19 protein-coding genes are annotated in these 19,869 nt (G+C 69.9%); 11 read left to right on the top strand and 8 right to left on the bottom strand.

All coding sequences use genetic code 11. From position 1 onward, the window contains the following. The first annotated feature begins 30 nt into the window (after positions 1-30). The 4 genes from lipA (at position 31) to ACTWNK_RS13895 (ending at position 5,024) form a co-directional block, all read left to right on the top strand. Positions 31-960 (top strand): lipoyl synthase, encoded by a 930-nt coding sequence (lipA, locus tag ACTWNK_RS13910; RefSeq protein ID WP_474304348.1) that lies wholly within the window; start codon positions 31-33, stop codon positions 958-960. A 143-nt stretch (positions 961-1,103) separates the two neighbouring features. Continuing rightward, a complete protein-coding gene (locus tag ACTWNK_RS13905) occupies positions 1,104-3,476 on the top strand; it encodes a beta-glucosidase (protein WP_474304347.1) in 2,373 nt (790 codons plus the stop codon). Between the two features lie 64 nt (positions 3,477-3,540). Further along, positions 3,541-4,221 carry a DUF4191 domain-containing protein gene (locus ACTWNK_RS13900; RefSeq protein ID WP_474304346.1) on the top strand — a complete coding sequence of 227 codons (681 nt, stop codon included), beginning with the start codon at positions 3,541-3,543 and terminating at the stop codon, positions 4,219-4,221. A 2-nt stretch (positions 4,222-4,223) separates the two neighbouring features. Further along, positions 4,224-5,024, top strand: a complete 801-nt coding sequence (locus ACTWNK_RS13895) for a class I SAM-dependent methyltransferase (protein ID WP_474304345.1) — start codon at positions 4,224-4,226, stop codon at positions 5,022-5,024. A 119-nt stretch (positions 5,025-5,143) separates the two neighbouring features. Here ACTWNK_RS13895 and ACTWNK_RS13890 read toward each other — a convergent pair whose 3' ends face one another. After that, the gene (locus ACTWNK_RS13890) at positions 5,144-7,606 is read right to left on the bottom strand and encodes an alkaline phosphatase family protein (protein WP_474304344.1); all 2,463 of its coding nucleotides are present in this window, start codon (positions 7,604-7,606) and stop codon (positions 5,144-5,146) included. A 222-nt stretch (positions 7,607-7,828) separates the two neighbouring features. Beyond that, positions 7,829-8,293, bottom strand: a complete 465-nt coding sequence (locus tag ACTWNK_RS13885; protein ID WP_474304343.1) for an RDD family protein — start codon at positions 8,291-8,293, stop codon at positions 7,829-7,831. Positions 8,294-8,435: 142 nt separating this feature from the next. Between ACTWNK_RS13885 and ACTWNK_RS13880 the strand changes: the two genes are divergently transcribed. The 6 genes from ACTWNK_RS13880 to ACTWNK_RS13855 all read left to right on the top strand — a co-directional run bounded on the left by ACTWNK_RS13880 (position 8,436) and on the right by ACTWNK_RS13855 (position 14,711). Next, positions 8,436-9,473, top strand: coding sequence for a hypothetical protein (locus ACTWNK_RS13880; RefSeq protein WP_474304342.1), 1,038 nt, complete (start codon positions 8,436-8,438; stop codon positions 9,471-9,473). A 117-nt stretch (positions 9,474-9,590) separates the two neighbouring features. After that, complete coding sequence (gene glnA / locus ACTWNK_RS13875; protein WP_474304341.1) at positions 9,591-11,015, top strand: type I glutamate--ammonia ligase; 1,425 nt, start codon at positions 9,591-9,593, stop codon at positions 11,013-11,015. Positions 11,016-11,120: 105 nt separating this feature from the next. Next, on the top strand, positions 11,121-12,164 hold the full coding sequence (locus ACTWNK_RS13870) for a hypothetical protein (RefSeq protein ID WP_474304340.1): 1,044 nt from the start codon (positions 11,121-11,123) through the stop codon (positions 12,162-12,164). A 17-nt stretch (positions 12,165-12,181) separates the two neighbouring features. Then, positions 12,182-12,817: a GOLPH3/VPS74 family protein gene (locus ACTWNK_RS13865; protein ID WP_474304339.1), complete on the top strand. Its 636-nt coding sequence runs from the start codon at positions 12,182-12,184 to the stop codon at positions 12,815-12,817. 418 nt (positions 12,818-13,235) lie between these two features. Further along, a complete protein-coding gene (locus tag ACTWNK_RS13860) occupies positions 13,236-13,433 on the top strand; it encodes a hypothetical protein (protein ID WP_474304338.1) in 198 nt (65 codons plus the stop codon). Positions 13,434-13,577: 144 nt separating this feature from the next. Continuing rightward, positions 13,578-14,711, top strand: a complete 1,134-nt coding sequence (locus ACTWNK_RS13855) for a cellulose binding domain-containing protein (protein ID WP_474304337.1) — start codon at positions 13,578-13,580, stop codon at positions 14,709-14,711. Between the two features lie 18 nt (positions 14,712-14,729). Here the strand turns inward: ACTWNK_RS13855 and ACTWNK_RS13850 are convergent, their stop codons facing one another. From ACTWNK_RS13850 to ACTWNK_RS13840, 3 genes are read right to left on the bottom strand one after another with little or no spacing between them, the layout of a single operon-like run. After that, the gene (locus tag ACTWNK_RS13850; RefSeq protein ID WP_474304336.1) at positions 14,730-15,713 is read right to left on the bottom strand and encodes a hypothetical protein; all 984 of its coding nucleotides are present in this window, start codon (positions 15,711-15,713) and stop codon (positions 14,730-14,732) included. Further along, positions 15,710-16,033: a hypothetical protein gene (locus ACTWNK_RS13845; protein WP_474304335.1), complete on the bottom strand. Its 324-nt coding sequence runs from the start codon at positions 16,031-16,033 to the stop codon at positions 15,710-15,712. Before ACTWNK_RS13845 ends, ACTWNK_RS13850 begins: the two co-directional genes overlap by 4 nt. 59 nt (positions 16,034-16,092) lie before the next feature. Then, entirely contained in the window at positions 16,093-16,617 is a 525-nt protein-coding gene (locus ACTWNK_RS13840) for a TetR/AcrR family transcriptional regulator (protein ID WP_474304334.1), read from the bottom strand. Between the two features lie 110 nt (positions 16,618-16,727). On the opposite strand from ACTWNK_RS13840, the gene ACTWNK_RS13835 reads away from it, so the two are divergent. Continuing rightward, positions 16,728-17,621: a TIGR03620 family F420-dependent LLM class oxidoreductase gene (locus ACTWNK_RS13835; RefSeq protein WP_474304333.1), complete on the top strand. Its 894-nt coding sequence runs from the start codon at positions 16,728-16,730 to the stop codon at positions 17,619-17,621. Between the two features lie 12 nt (positions 17,622-17,633). Here ACTWNK_RS13835 and ACTWNK_RS13830 read toward each other — a convergent pair whose 3' ends face one another. From ACTWNK_RS13830 to ACTWNK_RS13820, 3 genes are read right to left on the bottom strand one after another with little or no spacing between them, the layout of a single operon-like run. After that, positions 17,634-18,167, bottom strand: coding sequence for a GNAT family N-acetyltransferase (locus ACTWNK_RS13830; RefSeq protein WP_474304332.1), 534 nt, complete (start codon positions 18,165-18,167; stop codon positions 17,634-17,636). Positions 18,168-18,213: 46 nt separating this feature from the next. Next, positions 18,214-18,756 carry a hypothetical protein gene (locus ACTWNK_RS13825; RefSeq protein ID WP_474304331.1) on the bottom strand — a complete coding sequence of 181 codons (543 nt, stop codon included), beginning with the start codon at positions 18,754-18,756 and terminating at the stop codon, positions 18,214-18,216. Positions 18,757-18,800: 44 nt separating this feature from the next. Further along, positions 18,801-19,838 (bottom strand): hypothetical protein, encoded by a 1,038-nt coding sequence (locus tag ACTWNK_RS13820; protein WP_474304330.1) that lies wholly within the window; start codon positions 19,836-19,838, stop codon positions 18,801-18,803. Positions 19,839-19,869: the final 31 nt, after the last annotated feature.

Below are 19,869 nucleotides of genomic sequence, written 5' to 3'. Positions count from 1 at the left end.
GTGACTTCGTCGGGGACGTAAGGTGGAACCGTGACTGTTGCTCCTGAAGGCCGCAAGCTCCTCCGCCTGGAGGTGCGCAACGCCGAAACCCCTATCGAGCGCAAGCCGCCGTGGATCAAGACCAAGCTCAAGACCGGCCCTGAATACACGGAGCTCAAGTCGCTCGTCCGCCGCGAGGGCCTGCACACGGTCTGTGAAGAGGCGGGCTGTCCCAACATCTACGAGTGCTGGGAGGACCGCGAGGCGACGTTCCTCATCGGCGGCGACCAGTGCACCCGCAGGTGCGACTTCTGCCAGATCGACACGGGCAAGCCCAAGGAGTACGACACCGACGAGCCGCGCAGGGTGGCCGAGTCGGTGCAGCAGATGGGCCTGCGCTACGCGACCGTGACCGGTGTGGCGCGAGACGACCTGCCCGACGGCGGCTCCTGGCTGTATGCGGAGACCGCCAGGCAGATCCACGCCCTGCTGCCCGGCTGCGGCGTCGAACTGCTCGTGCCCGACTTCAACGGCGACCGGGCCCAGCTGGAGGAGGTCTTCTCCAGCAAGCCCGAGGTGTTCGCGCACAATGTCGAGACCGTGCCGCGCATCTTCAAGCGCATCAGGCCCGCCTTCCGCTACGAGCGTTCGCTCGGCGTGATCACGACGGCGCGTGAGGCCGGGCTGGTCACCAAGTCCAATCTGATCCTGGGCATGGGCGAGACGCGCGAGGAGGTCGTGGAGGCCATGCGCGATCTGCACCAGGCGGGCACCGACCTGCTGACGATCACGCAGTACCTCCGTCCGACGCCGCGTCACCATCCGGTGGAGCGGTGGGTGAAGCCGGAGGAGTTCGTCGAGCTGCAGGCCGAGGCCGAGGCGATCGGCTTCGCCGGGGTGCTGTCCGGTCCGCTGGTCCGCTCCTCCTACCGGGCGGGCAAGCTCTACCAGCAGGCCATCGCGGCCAGGCAGAGCGCCTGACGGCGTTCGCACAGGACCGTCCCGCAGGCGTGCGGGGCGGTCTTTTTCATGCCCTTGGGCACAAAGCGGGCTTTTCTTATGCCTTGGTCACGTAATAGTAACAAACCTACTCATCGCTCGGTTTGCCGGGGAAGACTGGCGCTGTGGACTTCGACGAACTCATCGCCAGGCTCGACCTCGATGCCAAGATCCGCCTGCTCACCGGTCAGGACATGTGGTCGCTGCCCGCCATGCCGGACATCGGCCTCGGCCGTCTGGTGATGAGCGACGGCCCGATCGGCGTGCGCGGCGAGCAGTGGACCTCGGCCGACCCCTCGATCGCCCTGCCCAGCCCCACGGCGCTGGCCGCCACCTGGGATCCGGCCCTCGTCAGGCGGGTGGGCAGGCTGCTGGCGCAGGAGGCCAGGCGCAAGGGTGTGCACGTGCTGCTCGCCCCGACCATCAACCTGCACCGCTCGCCGCTCGGCGGCAGGCACTTCGAGTGCTTCTCCGAAGACCCGTACCTGACCGGTGAGATCGGCGCGGCCTACGTCGAAGGCGTGCAGGAGGGCGGCGTCGCCACCACGCCCAAGCACTATGTGGCCAACGACTTCGAGACCGACCGCTTCACCGTCGATGTCCGGGTCACCGACAAGGTGCTGCGCGAGGTGTATCTCGCGCCGTTCGAACGCGTGACCAAGGCGGGGGCGTGGGGCGTGATGTCGGCCTACAACCGCGTCAACGGCGTCTCGATGACCGAGAACGACCACCTGCAGAACCACGTGCTCAAGGGCGAATGGGGCTTCGACGGCTGCGTCGTCTCCGACTGGACCGCCGTCAGGTCGACCGAGGCCGCGGCGCTCGGCGGCACCGACGTGGCGATGCCGGGACCGTTCGGGCCGTGGGGCGGGAAGCTGGCCGAGGCGGTCGCCGAAGGCCGGGTGCCCGAGTCCGTCGTCGACGACAAGGTACGCCGCATCCTGCGCCTGGCCGCCCGCACCGGCGCCCTCGGCGACCGGCACGACAAGTCCGGGCAGCCCGAGCCGGTCGACGGCGTCGCCCTGGCGCGTGAGGTGGCGGCCCGCTCGTTCACCCTGCTGACCAACGAGAACGGCCTGCTCCCGCTCAGCCCGACCGGCACGCTCGCCCTGATCGGCTCGGCCGCCGACGAGGCCCGCGTGATGGGCGGCGGCAGCGCCCAGGTCTTCCCCGACAGGGTCGTCTCGCCGCTCGCGGGCCTGCGCACGGTCGAAGGCGTCGAGGTGCGCCACGCCCTCGGCACCGACCCCCGCGTACGGCTGGCGCCGCTGGCCGTACCCAGCAGGGCGGTGTTCCTCGACGGGGACGGTCAGGTGCTCGCCGAGCATCCGCTGGCGGCGGCCGAGGCGCGGTGGGTGGGGCAACTGCCCGCCGACGTGGACGGGGAGCGGCTGGGCGCGGTCCGGATCAGGGCGGAGTACACGCCCGAGGTGTCGGGCGCGCACGAGTTCTCGATCGCGGGCGTCGGCGCCTTCACCTTCGTGGCGGGCGGCGAGACGATCTTCGATGCGGTCGTGGAGCTCGAAGGCGACGATCCCGCCGCCGCCTTCCTCTCGCCGCCGGAACAGCGTTTCGTGCTCGACCTGGTGGCCGGGACGCCGGTCGAGCTCAGCCTGACCCACCCGACCGGCGCCTTCGCCGGAATGGCGTTCGTCGCCTACACGCTCGGGCACGCCAGGCCGACGGCGGGCGACGACGCGCTCATCGCCGAGGCCGTGGCGCTGGCCGCCTCCTGCGACGTGGCCGTGGTCGTCGCCTCCACGACGCTCGAGGTGGAGAGCGAGGGCTTCGACCGCACCTCCCTGCGCCTGCCCGGCCGCCAGGACGAGCTCATCGCCGCCGTCGCCGCGGCCAACCCGCGCACGGTCGTCGTGGTCAACGCCGGGTCGCCCGTGGAGATGCCGTGGGCCGGATCGGTGGCGGCCGTCCTGCTCACCTGGTTCCCCGGCCAGGAGGCGGGCCTGGCCCTCGCCGACGTCCTGTACGGCGTGGCCGAGCCCGGCGGGCGGCTGCCGACCACCTGGGCGGCCAGGCTCCAGGACTGCCCCGTCGTCGATGTGACACCGGTGGAGGGCGCCGTGGCCTACGAGGAGGGCGTGTTCATCGGCTACCGGGGCTGGGAGCGGCTCGGCCGTACTCCGGCGTTCTGGTTCGGGCACGGGCTCGGCTACACGACGTGGTCGTACGACGCCATCGCGGCCGAGGGCGACACGGTGACGGTGTCGGTCACCAACACGGGCGAGCGGGCCGGGCGCGAGGTCGTCCAGGTGTATCTGTCGTCGGCCGAGCCCGGCGACGAGCGGCCCGCGCGATGGCTCGCCGCGTTCGACGTGGTGGAGGCGGCGCCAGGCCAGACGGTCGTGACGACGTTCGACCTGCCCGAGCGCGCCTGCCAGGTGTGGGGGGAGGCGGGCTGGGAGAGCGTGCACGGCGACTACACGGTCGAGGCGGGACGCAGTGTGGCGGACCGACCGCTGTCGATCACGACACGGCTGTGAACTCGCCCCGGACCGGCAGGTCACGTTTTCCCTTCTTGACCCCCGCGTTTGTATCCTTCAGACCATGGCGAAGTCCGTAGACCCAGAGAAGCCGGGGCGCATCAAGCAGCTCCGCATGATCGCGCAGATCATCCAGAAGGCCAACCCCAAGGGCATGCCGCTCGTCTTCCTTTCGGCGGTCGGCACGCTCGCGGTGGTCATCGTGATCGGCCTGGTCACGGACTTCTTCTGGTATTCCATCTTCATCGGCCTGATGCTGGCCCTGACCGTCGGCCTCGTGGTCTTCGGTCAGCTGGCCCAGCGGGCCCAGTACTCCCTGCTCGACGGCCAGCCGGGCGCGGCCGCGGCGGTGCTGCAGAGCATGCGCGGCAACTGGCAGGTGACACCGGCCATCGCCGCCAACCGCGACCAGGACCTCATCCATCTGGTCGTGGGCTACCCGGGCATCATCCTGGTCTCGGAGGGGCCGGGCAGCAGGGTGCAGAAGATGCTGGTCGCGGAGAAGAAGCGGCTGCAGCGCGTGGCCATGGACGTGCCCGTCTACGACGTGCAGTGCGGCGACGCCGAGGGGCAGATCCCCCTGGGCAAGCTGCAGCGCCATCTGATGAAGCTGCCGCGCAACCTGAAGAAGCCCGCCGTCAACACCGTCAAGGACCGCCTCAACTCGCTGCCGCGCAACATGCCGCTGCCCAAGGGCCCGATGCCCAAGGGCGCCCGCATGCCGCGCGGCCCGAAGATGCGCTGAGCGTGCCCGACGTCACGCGCGGCGCCGTGAGCGCCGAGCAGACCTCGCGTGCCAACCGGGGATGGTGGGACGCCGAGGCCGACGACTACCAGGCCGAGCACGGCGACTTCCTGCGCGACGCCGGCTTCGTCTGGTGCCCCGAAGGCGTCGACGAGGCCGACGTGCGGCTGCTGGGCGAGGTGGCGGGACGCCAGGTGCTGGAGATCGGCTGCGGGGCCGGGCAGTGCGGCAGGTGGCTGGTCGGGCAGGGCGCCCAGGTGGCCGCGTTCGACCTGTCGCACCGCCAGCTGCGCCACTCCCAGCGCATCGACCTCGACTCGGGGCTGAGCCTGCCGGTCGTCCAGGCCGACGCCGAGCGGCTGCCGTTCGGCACGGCCTCGTTCGACCTGGCGTGCTCGGCCTACGGGGCGATGCCGTTCGTGGCCGATCCGCTGGCCGTGCTCGCCGAGGTGAGCCGGGTGCTGCGGCCAGGCGGCAGGTTCGTGTTCTCGGTGAGCCATCCGATCCGCTGGGCCTTCCCCGACGATCCCGGGCCGAGGGGCCTGACGGCCGACCGGTCCTACTTCGACCGCTCGCCGTACGTCGAGGTGGACGACGCGGGCACGCCGAGCTATGTGGAGCACCATCGCACGCTGGGCGACTGGATCGCGCTGATCGTGGCCTCCGGCCTGGAGCTGCGCGGCCTGCTCGAACCCGAGTGGCCCGACGGCCACGACCGCTCCTGGGGCGGCTGGAGCCCGCTGCGCGGCAGGCACCTGCCGGGCACGGCCCTGTTCACCTGCGTGAAGCCGCACGCCTCGTAGGCTGCGGCAGGGGAACGGCGATGAGCTGAACCGGGCTCATGCCTCGTAGGCTGCGGCCGTGGAACCGCGATGAGCTGAACCGGGCTCACGAGCACACCCGGTTCAGCCCCGCGATGCCGCTACGGCTTGGGCACCGTGACCTCGCGTACCTGGTCGCCCTCGGTGTAGTGCGGGAGCGAGGCGTGCCGTACCTCCTCGATCCTGACCGTGGCCGTGGCCTTGCCGATCGCGGTGACGGTCAGCGAGCAACGGCCCTCGTGATCGGTCCAGCAGGCGGTCGGCAGTGTGGCGTCGCGGTCGGTCGGCCCGATCCACGAGCCCTTGACCAGCACGCCGTGCACCGGCCTGCCGTTCAGGTCCTTCACCGTGAGGTCGGCGTAGGCCTGCCAGGCGGTGCTGGTGGCCGCGTTGCCGATCGGCACCGACCTGGTCGCGGCCGAGGTCACCGTGACACCGGTCGCGGGCCTGGCGGCCAGCTTGACCTCGTCCAGCGCCCAGAACCAGGCGTCGCCCGATGAGGTGTAGCGGAAGCGCACCTTGGCCTTCTTCGCACCCGCCGGGACGGTCAGCCTGAACGTCTCGGACTTGGCGATCGCGTCGGCGGTGTAGGAGGTGACGGGCACGGGGGCGGCGCCGTCGTAGGACACCGACACCTCGGCGCGCTGCTGGGGGTCCTTCAGATAGTGGGTGACGTAGGACAGATCCAGCGTGCCGCCGCCGTACACCTTGGTCTCGGGGGTGACGAGCGTGGAGTCGAAGGAGCCCGTGTACGGCTTGTCGGCCCATTCGTCGGAGTCGGCGACGGCGAAGACGTCACGTGCCCTGACATTGCCCTCGCGCTGCTGGTCGCGCTGGGCGCGGGTCCAGAAGGCGTCGGTGGTGAACGACCAGCCGCGCCACTCCTCGACGCCGCCGGTGGTGGCGTTCTCCACGCTCCAGCCGCCTGGCGCGGTGTGCGTGAAGCCCTTCAGCCCGGCGGGGACGCCGCTCTCGTCGACCCGGTCGCGCAGGGCGGGGCGCAGCGTGTCGAAGGCGTCGGTGTTCGGGGCGGCCAGCGGGCGGCCGTCGATGGCGGCGTCGACCGGCACGCCGAAGTGGCGCAGGGCGGTCGGCGCGACGTCGGCGAGGCGGACGTCGTCGCGGCGGGTGCCGGGCGTGATGCCCTTGCCCTGGGCCACCACGAACGTCTCGCGCTCCAGCGGGTCGGAGCCGCCGTGCCCGCCGGCGACCGTGTGGCCGTGGTCGGCGGTGACCATGATCAGCCAGTTCTCGGCGCCGTAGGAGGGCCGCTCGCGCACCGCCTCCAGGATCCTGCCGACCTGGCCGTCCACCGTCTTGATCGCGTCGAGGTACTGCGGGCTGGCCGAGCCGTGGCTGTGGCCCGCTCCGTCGATGTTGTCGAGCTGGACGAAGGTGGCGTCCGGGCTGTTGGCCCGCAGCAGCTTCACCGTCTTGCGTGTCGTGCCCTCGTCGTAGTCGGCGCCGCCGTTGAGCCTGACGTCGACCTTCGGGCCGAAGATGGTGGTGTTGATCGGCCCCCAGGAGGCGAGCGCCGCCGTGGAGATCGCCGGGTCGGCCTGCTCAAGCCGCGTCATGAAGTCCGGGTACGTGTCGAAGCGCGGGGCGCCGAAGTTGTTGTCCTTGACGTTGTGCTTGTCCGGCCAGGTGCCTGTCGCGATCGTCGACCAGCCGGGCCCCGACACGGTCGGCGCGTAGGGATTGGCGTACAGCGTGCTCTGCGCGGCCACGCCCGTGGCGATCAGCGCCTTGAGGTTCGGCGCCTGGGCCTGCTCGATCTTGCTGAGCATCGCCCCGTCGAGTCCGATGACCAGCAGCTTGTCGGCCTTCGTACCGTCGGGCCCGTCCGGCACCTCGGGCGGCGGCTCGGGCAGCGGCGGCTTGGCGATCGGCTGGTCGGACACGCGGACGTCGTCGATGGCCCAGAACCAGTTGTTGCGCGCGTCGTAGAGCCGCCACGACACCTTCATCGTGCTCGCCCCCTGCGGCACCCGCACCGGCAGCGAGTAGAACTCGTTGAGCGCGTCGGCCTTCAGGTCCAGCACCGGCACCGGGGCCCCGCCGTCGAAGCTGACCGTGACCTGCCCCTTCTGCGGAGCCTCGTGCAGGTAGTGACTGGCGAAACCGAGATGTACGATGGCCAGCCCCGAGGGCAGGGCGACCTCCTTCGAGGTGAGTGTCGAGTCGAAGGGCCCCTTGGCGGCGGGCGAGCCCTTGTCGTCCCATTCGTCGGGGTCGGCGACGGCGAAGACGCCCGAGGCCCTGGTGAAGCCCTCACGCCCCTGGCCGTCGGCCGCGGTCCAGAACGGCAGTGTGGTGAACGACCAGCCCTGCCACTCGGTCATGCCCTGCGGCATGCCGGGTGCCAGCGCCACGCTCCAGCCGTCGGGCGGTGTGTGGGTGAATCCCTTGAGGTCGGCCGGAATGGCCGTCTCGTCGACTCGGGTGGACAGCGGGAGGGAGTCGAAGTTCTCGGCGTGCAAGGGCGTCTGCGCCTGCGCGGCCGCCGGAGTCGCCAGTACGGCGACGCTCGCGAGCAGCGCCAGGCCGGTCCTGATGTGCATGTGCCTTCGTTTCTCTGCGTTCGGATGTCTGCGTCGGGGAAGGACACCGCAGACGGTCCTGCAGAAGAATGAAGCGACAGCGACGTGACCGTGAATGGAGGGCCAATCGGCCCATGGCGAATCGTGCTCGCCGCGATAGAAAAAACCTCTCACCCGCGTGGCGCACGGCTCGCCGTACGGGAAAGAGCGGTACGGGGAAGAGCCGTACGGGAAAGGGCAGGGTCACATCCGGACGACGACGGTCCCGGCGGCCCGGTCGTGCAGACCGCGCTGGTCACGGTCGAAGATCAGCGCGGGTACGGCCAGGCTCAGCAGGATCGTGCGCACCAGGACCGGCACCAGGGCGGGCCGGTCGCCGTCGAGCGTGACGACCCTGATGTTCGCCAGGCGCATGCCGAACGTCATGCCCATCGTCCCCACCAGCAGCAGGTGGGCGATCGCGAACACCAGCAGCGGCATCCACGGCGACAACGTCGGATTGATCCCCAGCAGCCCCTGCGTGATGGCCCACGAGCAGATCGCCCAGTCGATGAGCAGGGCCACCAGCCGCCGCCCGAACCTGGCGACGGATCCCTGGCCCTCCTCGGGCAGGCCGAGCCGCTCGCCCGGATAGCCGAGGTCCACACCGGCCGATCTGACGCCGCCCAGCCAGGTCTGGGTCCATCGGGGCTGCTGCTCGCTGCTCATACCTCCAACGGTATCCGCCGCACCACGCGGTCCGTCCGGCGACGTCCACCGGGAATTTCGTAATCGTTTATGTCTTTTGTCGCACTGTCGATCGCCTTCATCATGGTCCTTCACCTATTCACGGATCACCGGAGCGATCGGCATGCCAGGCGGGGACGACCTCGACGCACAGTTCAACGAGCTGATGGGCCAGATCGGCAAGGACGAACAGCGCAAGATGCGCACCCAGGCGGCCAAGGCCGCCAAAGACGCCCCTCGCCCGAAAGCCGTCAAGGCGCCCAGGCCACCGCGCGAGCATCGGCCAGGGCGGCGCAAGTGGTGGTACGCGGTGACGCTGTTCTCCGCCCTGGTGGCCATCTTCGGTCTGCTGGTGACCTACCGGCCCGACCTGCTCGACACGGCCAGGCAGAGCCTGCTGTCGCTCGACCCGCTCTACCAGGAGACGCAGCCGGTCAAGGTCGACCCGACGCCGCTCGGCCCCTTCGAGGGCTCCAAGGCCGAGGGCTACGCCACCGGCGAGGCGGGCCTGGTGATGCCCGAGGCCAAGGCGATGCACGGCCTGTCGAAGAAGGACGTGGCCGCGACCCTCAAGCGGGTGCGGAGCCTGCTCAAGGCCGGTCACCTCGACCGCACCACCGTGCTGGGCGGCAGGCCCAAGGCGTTCGCCGCCCTGCTGCATCCCGAGCAACGGGCCGACTTCCTGAAGTACCTCGACAAGAAGGACAAGGACGGCTGGTACCACCGCAGATGGGTCAGCAGCTTCGACCCGATGAACACCCAGCTGGCCACCGACGTGATCAAGGTGAACGGCCGCACCACACTGCACAACTTCCGGGAGGACGGGCGCAGGGGCCTGCGGATCAAGGTCAATTACGTCTTCGTGTACGCCGTGCACCGGCCGGGCCGCCCCGACATGACGATCCGCGTCGTGACCCACAACGTGGGCGAGGTGAATGCCTATCGCGAGGGCGGCGAGCTGGTGGTCTGGCTCAGGCAATGGAACGCCGACGGCGCCGCTCCGGCGCGCTGCGATGTGGACGACGGCTTTATTCACCCGTTCTATCCGGATTCTCCCCCGGACAAAGAGCTGACCGAGAACATCGCTCCCGTCGACCCGTACGCCTTGAGCGAGGACGACCCCGACGAGGAGGCGGGCTGCGTTCCGGTCCAGGACACCTGAGTACGGCCTCGCTTTTACGGGCGCCGCTTTAACAAAGGCGAAACAACCGAGACACCGCGTGGAAACGGCCGGGTCCTACGGTCGCGATGACCATTCGTGCCCTTGGGAGGTTCGAGAGTGTTCAACTCCGCCGACGATGTCCTGAAATATATCGCGGATGAAAAGGTGCAATTCGTCGATGTCAGGTTCACCGACCTGCCGGGCACGACGCATCACTTCACCTTCCCCGTCGAGAACTTCGGCGCAGGCGTCTTCACCGACGGCCTCATGTTCGACGGCTCGTCGATCCGGGGCTTCCAGGCCATCCACGAGTCGGACATGCTGCTGCTGCCCGACCCGACGAGCGCCGTGCTCGACCCGTTCCGTCAGCACAAGACGCTCAACATCAACTTCTTCGTGCACGACCCGCTGACCGGCGAGGCCTACAGCCGCGACCCGCGCAACGTCGCACGCAAGGCCGAGGAGTACCTCAAGGGCACCGGCATCGCCGACACGGTCTTCTTCGGCCCCGAGGCCGAGTTCTACATCTTCGACGACGTGCGCTTCGAGACCAACCAGCACTCCAGCTACTACTACATCGACTCCGTCGAAGGCGCCTGGAACACCGGCAAGGCCATCGAGGGCGGCAACCTCGGCTACAAGCCGCGCTACAAGGGCGGCTACTTCCCGGTCCCGCCGATGGACCACTTCACCGACCTGCGCTCGGAGATGGTGCGCAAGCTCATCGAGTGCGGCATCGAGGTCGAGATGCAGCACCACGAGGTCGGCACCGCGGGCCAGGCCGAGATCGACTTCAGGTTCGGCACGCTGCTCAAGACCGCCGACCAGCTCATGCTCTACAAGTACATCATCAAGAGCACCGCCCTGGCGCACGGCCACACGGTCACCTTCATGCCCAAGCCGATCTTCGGCGACAACGGCTCCGGCATGCACTGCCACCAGTCGCTCTGGAAGGACGGCGAGCCGCTCTTCTACGACGAGGTCGGCTACGCGGGCCTGTCGGACCTGGCCCGCTACTACATCGGCGGCCTGCTCAAGCACGCCCCCTCGCTGCTGGCCTTCACCAACCCGACGGTGAACTCCTACCACCGCCTGGTCCCCGGCTACGAGGCTCCGGTCAACCTGGTCTACTCCCAGCGCAACCGCTCGGCGTGCGTCCGCATCCCGATCACCGGGTCCAACCCCAAGGCCAAGCGTCTGGAGTTCCGCGTCCCCGACCCCTCCTGCAACCCGTACTTCGCCTTCGCCGCCATGCTCATGGCCGGGCTCGACGGCATCCGCAACAAGATCGAGCCGCCCGAGCCGGTCGACAAGGACCTCTACGAGCTCCCGCCCGAGGAGGCCAGGGCCGTACCCCAGGTGCCGGGGTCGCTGTCGGAGGTGCTCGACGCCCTGGAGGCCGACCACGACTACCTGCTTGAGGGTGGGGTCTTCACCCCCGACCTCATCGAGACGTGGATCGCCTACAAGCGCGAGAACGAGGTCGACCCGATCCGCCTGCGGCCGCATCCGCACGAGTTCGAGCTGTACTACGACGTCTGACGGACAGGTCGGCAAGGGCCGCTTCTCGTGAGGGGAAGCGGTCTTTGCGTTGCCATTCATGTGCTCTTCGCCTGGTGGTCATCCCGGGCTCATAGCTTAACGATCATGCCCCGTGAACCCCAGGCCTCACTCCAGGACGAATGGTCGGAGTGGGAGCCCTATCCCCAGCGACAGCCCTACTGGCCGGGGCTCGGCATCGAGCGGAGCGCCGGGTACGAGGTCGACTCCACCCGGCTGCGGGCCGTCGCCGCACGTTTCATGACCGAGTTCGACGACGTCGCGAAGCTCCTGGACAAGCGCGCCCCGGGCAGCTCGTACGAGCCTCTGGGCTACGCGCACATAGGGTGGCTGGCCGCCAACGTCTGGACGACGCTGGTCGACCGGTTCGACAGGCGGCTGGAGGGCGTCACCAGGGACGTGATCGTGGAGACGGCGGCGGCGGCCGGCCTGGTCGCCACGAGCGGCTACGCCTACGAACTGGTCGGCCGCAACCCCTGGCTGTCCGCGTACGGAAGCTGGAGCCCGGAGGGGGACCCCTCCCAGTACCCCGTGACCCAGCTCTACCCTCGGGGAGAGATCCTGCTCGGCCACCCCGAGGAGAACATCGACGGGCACATCGAGGCCTGGACGAGGTCCACGGTGATCGACCGTATCGGCCGTAGCCGCATCAGGGACGACATCATGAGCTGGAACCCCGCGCCGCTGACCGCCCGCGCGAGTGACGTCGCCGACATCGCAGACGGCCTGGCCCTGGCCGCGCACGCTCTGATGGCACGCGCGCAGGACATGAGGGACGCCCCCTGGCGAGGGACGGCGGCCGTCAACGCGCTGCAGGCGATCCGCCAGATCTACGAGAACACGCGTGGCCTGGCCGCCGTGCACGGCCGGCTCTCGCGGGGCCTGCACGCCGCCGCCGGGATCGTCGCGTCCGCGCGCAGCCGCTTCGACGCGGTGGTCGACGCGGGAGGCTGGGAGCTCTCCGACATGTGGAACGGCGACGACGAGGACGCCAGACGTTTCATCAGGGACGTCGACCGGCAGCTCGGGGACGTCCTGCGCCAGATGCCGCAGAACGCGCGCATCGATCTGCCCGGCCTCATCTTCAGGGAGCAACGGCAGGTCGCGCGGATCGGCCAGTCATCCGATTGAGGTGCCAGACTCAAGGCATGAGTTTGAGCATCGCGGAGGAGTTCGTCCTCCTGGCCCATGGTGAGCGCGACGGCCAGTCGCTGATCAAGCAGGAGCGGCTGAAGCTGATCCTGGTCGCCGCCCAGCTGTCCGAACTGGCCCTGCTGGAGCGGGCCGAGCTCGACGAGGACGGCGGGGTCCTGGTGACCGACGCCGGTGCGACCGGTGACGCCGAGACCGACGCGGTGCTGGCCAGGGTGGCGGCGCTGCGGTCCACCGCCACCCCGGCGACCTGGTTCAGGATCCTGCACACCGAGCAGCACCCCGGCAGACTGCTCGAACGGCTGGCCGGACACGGCGCGCTCAGGCGGGCCAGGAAGATGTTCTCCCGGATCTACCCCGAGGCCGACCCCGCCTTCGAAGGTGAGATCCGACAGCGCGTCGAGGCGGCTCTGGCGGGCGGCGAGGCCTCCCCCAGGACCGCGGCGATCCTCTGCCTGGTCCATGCGGCGGGCCTGACCGGCAGGCTGTTCCCCGGCGCGGCAGAGAAGCGGATCGAGGAGATCGTGGCAGGCGACTGGGCCGGGCAGGCGCTGCTGGAGTTCTACCGCGAGCGCGGCTCGGGCGGACTGATGGACACGATCAACTCCGTGATCGCCGACGGGACGCCGTGATTTCTGCTCCCGCATATTGATGTGCGAGTGCCGGCTGCTGACATAAATGTCGAGAGAAATCCACAAACGGCATATTTCAGAACCCGGCTGACCTGCAGACAAGATCCCGCCCACGGTGTACGTTGGTCGCGTCCTTCAGGTGCCCCCGACCGGGGCGGCGGCCTCATCGCGACCTTGCGACGCACAGCCGAGTTCTCTGCGCCTGACGGAAAGCACGGCCCCTGACTGCGCGGGGCCAAGCTGTCGCATCACCTGAGCACCACTCTCAGGACCAAGGGTGTTGGGTGCCCCTGTCCTGCAAGGTCGGAGCGGACTCAGCCCGAATCCGGTTTTCGCCGCATGCGCGCGGCCGAGAGCCTGATCGAGCTGAGGTCCCTTGTGCCCTCTCTCGATCAGGAGAGAGGCAAGGACACTTCAGATGGACCCGGTCGTCGGCCTGCTCGTGCTTGGGCTCTTCCTGTTGGTCAGCATCATCGCGGGCATCGCAGCTGCCTTGATCTTCAAGTCTCCGGAGACCACCGTGAAGGGCGCCGTTCTTTACGGGTGCGCCGCCTTCGGGGGAACTCTGCTGATGCTCATAGCGGTCAGCACGTGGTACATGAGTGCGGTCACCTGAGCGATCCGGCGGCCTGACCGCATCCCCCCTGCAGCCCCGTATCCCCCGAAATCCCATCTTTACGCGGTGTCAAATATGCCGCAGAATCACACACTGCGGGGGACACGATGCGATAGGGGAAATATGCGACTCAGCAGTCGGCCCGTGGGGACGGTCCTCCTCACCCTCGGGCTCTTCACGCTGGCGTTACTCATCGCCACCCTGGCGATCGGCCCCGCGGGACAGGCGGCCGTCGCCGCTCCCGCACAGGGCGCCGTACACAAGGCGGACGCGGCGGACGCCGCGGCCGACACCCTCCCGCCGACCAGGCCGGCCGGACTGCGGCCCTGCCCGGTCCCGCTCGCGCCCACCCAGCCGGGCTACGCCTCCATCTGCTGGAACGCCTCGACGGACAACACGGGCGTGGCCGCCTACGACCTGTACCGGCTGGACGTCGACGGATTCGTACGGGCGGCCTCGACCGTCAGCACGGTGGGCGGGTTCAGCGGCGAACTCGGCCGGATCTACACGATGTACGTCGTGGCCAGGGACGCCGCGGGCAATGTCAGCCCGCCGTCGGCCCTGATCAGTGTGGCGGCCGTGACCGGCATGACGCCGACCTCGACGCCGAGCCCGCCGACCGGTGACGTCGTGCCGCCGTCCAGGCCCGAAGGGCTGCGTGACGCCTGTCTCCAGGACTGGCACGGCGTCACGTTCTGCTGGCAGCCGTCGACCGACAATGTGGCGGTGATCGCCTACGACGTGTACCGCGAGAGCGCGACGGGCTATCTCAAGGTCGGCACCCTCCCGGGGAGCGGCTTCCCGAACTTCGCCGAGTCCGGCCTGGTGACCGGCCGGCGCTACACCTACGTGGTGGTGGCCAGGGACGCGGCGGGCAACATCAGCCTGCCGTCGGACCCGTTGTCGGCGCTGGCCAGGGAGGGCCTGCCCACGCCGAGCCCCTCGCCGACGGCCAAGCCGACCTGCGAGGTGAACTACCGCGCGGCGACCTGGGGCTCCCGGATCAATGCCGAGATCACCGTACGCAACACGGGCACGACGCCGGTCGACGGCTGGACGCTCACGGTCGACTACCCGGCGTCGGGCGTGCGCCTGCTGTCGGGCTGGTCGGCCGACTGGACGCAGAGCGGCTCGCAGCTGGCCGGGGCCAACCGGCCGTGGAACAGGGTGCTGCGTGCGGGCTCGTCGCTCCAGGTCGGCTTCACCGCCTCCTACACCGGCACACCGCCCTCGCCGCTGCGCTTCGCGCTGAACGGCAAGGCCTGCTCCACCGTCTGAGCATGAGCGGAAGGACTACTACGGCAGGTCGCCGTAGTAGTCCTTCCACTCCTGCCTGCCGATCAGCCAGTAGTCGTCGGTGAGTTCGTCGGGCGCGTCGGGATTGTGGCGGCGCACGATGATGCTGTCGGCGTCGCCGCGCATGACACCCCAGTCGGTCTTGAGGCGCAGCGGCCTGCCGGTCGGGTTGCGGATCGCCCGGACCTCGCCTGACGCGAGCGCCTCGCCGGGCACGCCGTTCTCGCGGTGGGTGGCCCAGAACTTCTCGGCGTCGACGAACTGCTGCTCACCGCGCGGCTGGGTGACCACCACCCTGGCGACGCCGTCGTCCTTGGCCACCGCCGCGAGCTCGTCGCCGTGCGCTCCGGCGAGCCTGGTCGTCACGCGCTCACCGGGCACGGCGGGACGCCAGCGTATGATCGCGCTCTTCTGCCGTACGGGGGCGGCCAGGAAGGCGGCGCGCATGGCCCGGCTGTCCGGGCGTACGGTGACCCGGCCTTCGACGAGGTCGTACAGCCTGCGGAACAGCAGCTTGTACCGGTGTCGTGCGGCGGCCAGCAGCCTGCCGATCAGCGCCCGGCCGCGCTCGACGAACCTCGGCAGCATGATCCACGACCCGGAGTGCACGGCCAGCGCCACCCCGACGCCGACCCAGCCCGCCACCAGCACGATCCCGCCCCAGGTCGCCGTGCTGAGCGCCTTGAGCACCCGGAGCCCGATCCCGGTGAACCGCACGTCCCTGATGTAGGCGCGCACCGCCGACAGCGGCCCCTCGTCGTCGGCCAGCTCCCCCTTCATGGCCTCGACGCCGCGACTGTGGTTGGTCCCGGCGACCTGGGCCCAGGTGCGCTCCAGGTCGCCCAGGTAGGTCTCGGCCCTGCGTGCGGCGTCGTCCCAGCCCTCGATGTGCTCGGAGTATGCCGACGGGAACGGCGGCGGAAGCGGCACCCCGAGCACGGCCAGCCCCACCTGTACGGCGGGCGAGGCGAGCATGCCGCTCACGTGGCCGTCCGGCCCGCGCGCAGCAGCGCCGTCTCGGCCGCGCTCTCGGCGACGGCGTGGTTGCGGCCCATGGCGCCGGTGCGTTCGCCCGCCGATCCGGCCGATGCGGCCAGGGCGTGGCCGCGTGCGAGCAGCCGATCGGTGATCCCCGCGTACAGGCTCGCCACGACGGTCGTCTCGCCCGGCCAGGGGAAGCTGGCGCCGGTCAGCCTGGCCGCCAGGTCGCTGACCTGGTCGTCGAAGTCGGCCGCCAGGCCGCGCAGCCGTTGCCCCGCGTTCTCCTGGCTCGCGGCGCTTACCCACATGTCTCTGTTATCCATGATCGTCCCTTTGAGGCGATCTTCAGTGTAGGAGGAGCGATCACGATCTGTGAAACGCCTCACCGGCCGGGATCGAGCATGCCGCGCAGGGTCAGCTCCAGCAGCTTGTCCCCGCGCTCGGGCGGCTCGGCCTCCGCCAGGGAGCGGACGAGCTGGAACAGGTCGTCGACGTCGAGCTCGGCCCGCAGCCGTCCGGCCAGATCCGCCCTGGTCAGCAGCCCTTGCGCCGCCTCCCGCATGAGCGCGTGGCAGTCGATGCCCAGCTCGCCGCCCGCCGCCGAGGTGGACAGGCCGCCGTCGGTGCGCGCGTGCACGAGCACCGCCCGCAGCCAGACGGCCAGCGCCTCACCGGGATCGGCATGCCCGAGCAGGTCGGCCGCCCGGCCGCAGAGCCGTTCGATCCGCTCCCTGAACACCGCGACCAGCAGCGCCGTCCTGGTCGGGAAGTGCCGATACAGGGTGCCCGGCCCGACCCCCGCCCGGCGTGCGATCTCGTTGAGCGAGACCTCGGGCCCCTCCTGCGCCAGCACGGCCGTGGCGACCGCCAGCAGATGGTCGTGGTTGCGGCGAGCGTCGGCCCGCATCGATGCCTCCCGTCCCCGTCCCCGTTGCACAAACGGAGTGGTTCTCCGTATTGTACGACCACAGCTATCCGGAGAGCCTCTCCGGATAAGGCATCCGGGGAGTCCCACTGATGAACCTAGGAAAAGTCGGCATCTGGACCTTCGCCCTCGACGCCCTGCCCGCGACCCGGCTCGCCGAGACGGCCGCCGAGATCGAGGAACTCGGGTACGGCACGCTGTGGTTCGGCGAGGGCTTCGGGCGCGACAGCGTCAGCCAGTCCTGGCTCACCCTGGCCGCCACCCGCCGGATCACGGTCGCGACCGGCATCGCCAACATCGGCCTGCGCGGCCCCATCGCCATGGCCTCGGCCGAGCGCGCGCTCAACGAGGCCCACCCCGGCAGGTTCCTGCTCGGGCTCGGCGGCCACCGCGTCGACGACACGCCGATCCGCATGAACGGCTACGACATCCCGAGCGTGGGCAGGGCCGTGCGCTCGATGACTGCCTACCTCGACGCCATGGACGCCGTGCCGCTGGCCGGACCGGCTGCCGCCGATCCCCCGCGCCGGGTGCTGGCCGCGCTCGGGCCCAGGATGCTGGAGCTGGCCGCGAGACGCACGCTCGGCGCCCATCCCTACCTGGTGACCGTCGAGCACACGCGCGAGGCCAGGCGTCTCATGGGCCCGGACGCGCTGCTGGCCGTCGAGCAGGCCGTCGTGCTCGACCACGACCCGGTCAGGGCGCGTGAGGTGGCGGCCGCGCACGTCGTCGGCTACGCCACGCAGGCGCCGCACCAGACCGCGAGCCTGCGCAGGCAGGGCTTCGACGACACCGACCTGACCGGCAGCGACCGGCTCGTCGACGGCATCGTCGCCCACGGCGGCGCCGAGACGATCGAGAAGCGCGTGCGGGCCCATCTGGAGGCGGGCGCCGACCACGTCTGCCTCCAGGTGATCACCGCGGACCCCACGGAGACGCCGCTGACGCAGTGGCGTGAGCTGTCCTTCCTGACCACCCTGCGGTAGCCGGTCGGCGTGCTAGGCAGACGGGTGTGCCAGCCGATACAGCACGTGCCGTCGTAGCGGGCTGTCCTCGGCCAGGCGGGGATGGTCGAAGTCGTCGGCGGGGTCGTGGGTCATGCCCAGACGCCTCATGACGGCCTGCGACCTGAGGTTCGTCAGCGCCGTCATCGACACGATCTCCGTCAGGCCGGACACCTCGAACCCGTGGGCCACCGCGGCCCGCGCCGCCTCCAGCGCGTAGCCGTGCCCCCACGCCGATCGGGCCAGCCGCCAGCCCACCTCGACCGCGGGGGTGAAGGGCGCCTCGAAGGTCTGCCGGGCCAGACCGGTGAAGCCGATGAAGCGCCCGGTCGACCGCACCTCAAGCGCCCAGAGGCCGAAGCCGTCGTGCTCGAAACCGGCCTCGATCCTGTCCACCATCGCGTCGCTGTCCTCGCGCGACAGGGGTGCGGGGAAGTGCGCCATCACCTCGGGGTCGGCGTTGAGGGCGGCGAAGGGTGCCCGGTCCTCCTCGCGCCAGCGTCGCATGATCAAACGCTCGGTATCCATCCGGCCGATGATAGGCCCGCCTGCCCGCAGGCGGGCCCGTGCGGCCTCAGGGGCAGCTCTCGCCGTACTTGACGACCGTCAGCACGACCTGGCCCGCCAGCGCCGCGCCTTCGGCGGGTGTCTGGGTGCAGACCTGCCAGCCGGTGTCGACGAAGGTGATGCGGCCCTGGCCGGTCGCGTCGGTGACCTTGAAGTCCGTCTTGGCCGGCAGGCTCTGGCGGGCCACCCTGATGCTCTTGCCGCGCAGGTCCGGCATCGTGCCCGGCGCGGCCGACGTGCCCGCGGCCGACGGGCAGCGCTCGCCTGTCTTGACCACCGACAGCTCCACGAGGTCGCGCACCGGGCGCTGCCCGCACACCTGCCAGTCGCGCCTGACGATGACGATACGGCCCCTGCCGCTGACGTCGACGCTCTTGATCCTGCTGTGCCCGGCCTTCTCCAGCACACCGACGGCCGTGGCCAGCCCCTGGCCGACCACCTGCGGCAGCGCGGCGAGCGGCGCCGGGTCCATCACGGCGCCGACGCCCGCCTGCTGCGCCCCGCACCCCGTCACCAGCAGCAGCGCCGCGACCGTCCATCCGATCCGCATGCCCGTCTCCCCCTTCGTCTTCTCGGCAGGGGGAGAAGACGATCTTACCTGCGTGCCTTGATCCCGGTCAGCCGCCTGAACACGTCCCACCAGAACGGCGCGCCGAACAGCAGCGCCACATACGTGAGCAGGAAGCCCGGCCAGTGCCCCGGCGTGGTGACGCGGTCCCACCAGACGCCGCCGTTCCACGACACGCTGGGGTCGCCTTCGGCGGGCACGACGATACCGACCAGCGCGTGGTCGAACACCTTCACCAGGGCGGGCGAGCTGATCGTCTCGGTCAGGCACTCGACGAGCTCGGTGGACTCGCCCGGACCGCACTTGGCCTTGAGCTCCTCGCCGCTGACCGACGAGGAGGCGACCGAGGCCCTGAAGGCGTTGTCGCGCAGCAGCGTCTTGCCGTACTCCAGGCCGTCCATGCTGAACAGCAGCGTCACCAGCAGGCCGAGCACGGCGACGACCCACTTGACGTAGCGCTTGTAGAGCATCGACAGGCGCTGCATCTCGGTGTCGAACCAGCCCTCGACGCCCTGCCTGAAGCGGTCGAGGTCGCGCTGAGCGCCTTCCCACAGGCCCTTGAGATGGCCGTGCAGGGGGCTCTTGAGCTTGTCGAGCTTGTCCAGCAGGCCGGGCACGCCGTCCTTCTCGGCCGCGGCCAGTTCCATCAGGGCGACCGCGAAGCGGCCGGGCGGGATGTTGGAGATGCTGGTCTTGCCGGTGGAGGGGTGGTCGATCTCCCGCAGCCTGGAGTAGAGCCTGACGGTGACCTTGTCGTCGCCCTTCTCCGGCACGGCCGACATGGCGCTCAGGTCGGAGTCGGGCGGCTGGTCGTTGAACTCGGGCCTGGCGTCACGGTGCCTGCCGAAGGGCAGTGCGCCGAACACGTCCCTGATGCGCGCGGGCAGCCAGGCCCTGTCGTTCTTGTCCGAGCCGTCCATGGTGTCGCGCAGATAGGCCCACAGAAACTTGCTGCGGATGCCGAGCAGCCGGACGAAGCCCTCGTTCAGCCCGCTGACCAACAGCGAGAGCAGGAGGAACGATGTGACGAGACCGACGGCGAGGTCGATGTAAACAGACAGCAAAACTGATCACCCCGCGCTTTGATACACCTCC

Source organism: Nonomuraea sp. IBHARD001, from assembly GCF_056106265.1.
This window is presented reverse-complemented; position numbering and strand designations above follow the sequence as displayed.

Excerpts from the sequence above, each read along its gene's own strand:
- ACTWNK_RS13825 (WP_474304331.1), bottom strand. The coding sequence starts at position 18,756 with ATGCGGATCGGATGGACGGTCGCGGCGCTGCTGCTGGTGACGGGGTGC.
- ACTWNK_RS13900 (WP_474304346.1), top strand. The coding sequence starts at position 3,541 with ATGGCGAAGTCCGTAGACCCAGAGAAGCCGGGGCGCATCAAGCAGCTC.
- ACTWNK_RS13840 (WP_474304334.1), bottom strand. The coding sequence starts at position 16,617 with ATGCGGGCCGACGCTCGCCGCAACCACGACCATCTGCTGGCGGTCGCC.
- ACTWNK_RS13845 (WP_474304335.1), bottom strand. The coding sequence starts at position 16,033 with ATGGATAACAGAGACATGTGGGTAAGCGCCGCGAGCCAGGAGAACGCG.
- ACTWNK_RS13865 (WP_474304339.1), top strand. The coding sequence starts at position 12,182 with ATGAGTTTGAGCATCGCGGAGGAGTTCGTCCTCCTGGCCCATGGTGAG.
- ACTWNK_RS13870 (WP_474304340.1), top strand. The coding sequence starts at position 11,121 with ATGCCCCGTGAACCCCAGGCCTCACTCCAGGACGAATGGTCGGAGTGG.
- ACTWNK_RS13835 (WP_474304333.1), top strand. The coding sequence starts at position 16,728 with ATGAACCTAGGAAAAGTCGGCATCTGGACCTTCGCCCTCGACGCCCTG.
- ACTWNK_RS13885 (WP_474304343.1), bottom strand. The coding sequence starts at position 8,293 with ATGAGCAGCGAGCAGCAGCCCCGATGGACCCAGACCTGGCTGGGCGGC.
- ACTWNK_RS13880 (WP_474304342.1), top strand. The coding sequence starts at position 8,436 with ATGCCAGGCGGGGACGACCTCGACGCACAGTTCAACGAGCTGATGGGC.
- ACTWNK_RS13890 (WP_474304344.1), bottom strand. The coding sequence starts at position 7,606 with ATGCACATCAGGACCGGCCTGGCGCTGCTCGCGAGCGTCGCCGTACTG.
- ACTWNK_RS13830 (WP_474304332.1), bottom strand. The coding sequence starts at position 18,167 with ATGGATACCGAGCGTTTGATCATGCGACGCTGGCGCGAGGAGGACCGG.
- ACTWNK_RS13860 (WP_474304338.1), top strand. The coding sequence starts at position 13,236 with ATGGACCCGGTCGTCGGCCTGCTCGTGCTTGGGCTCTTCCTGTTGGTC.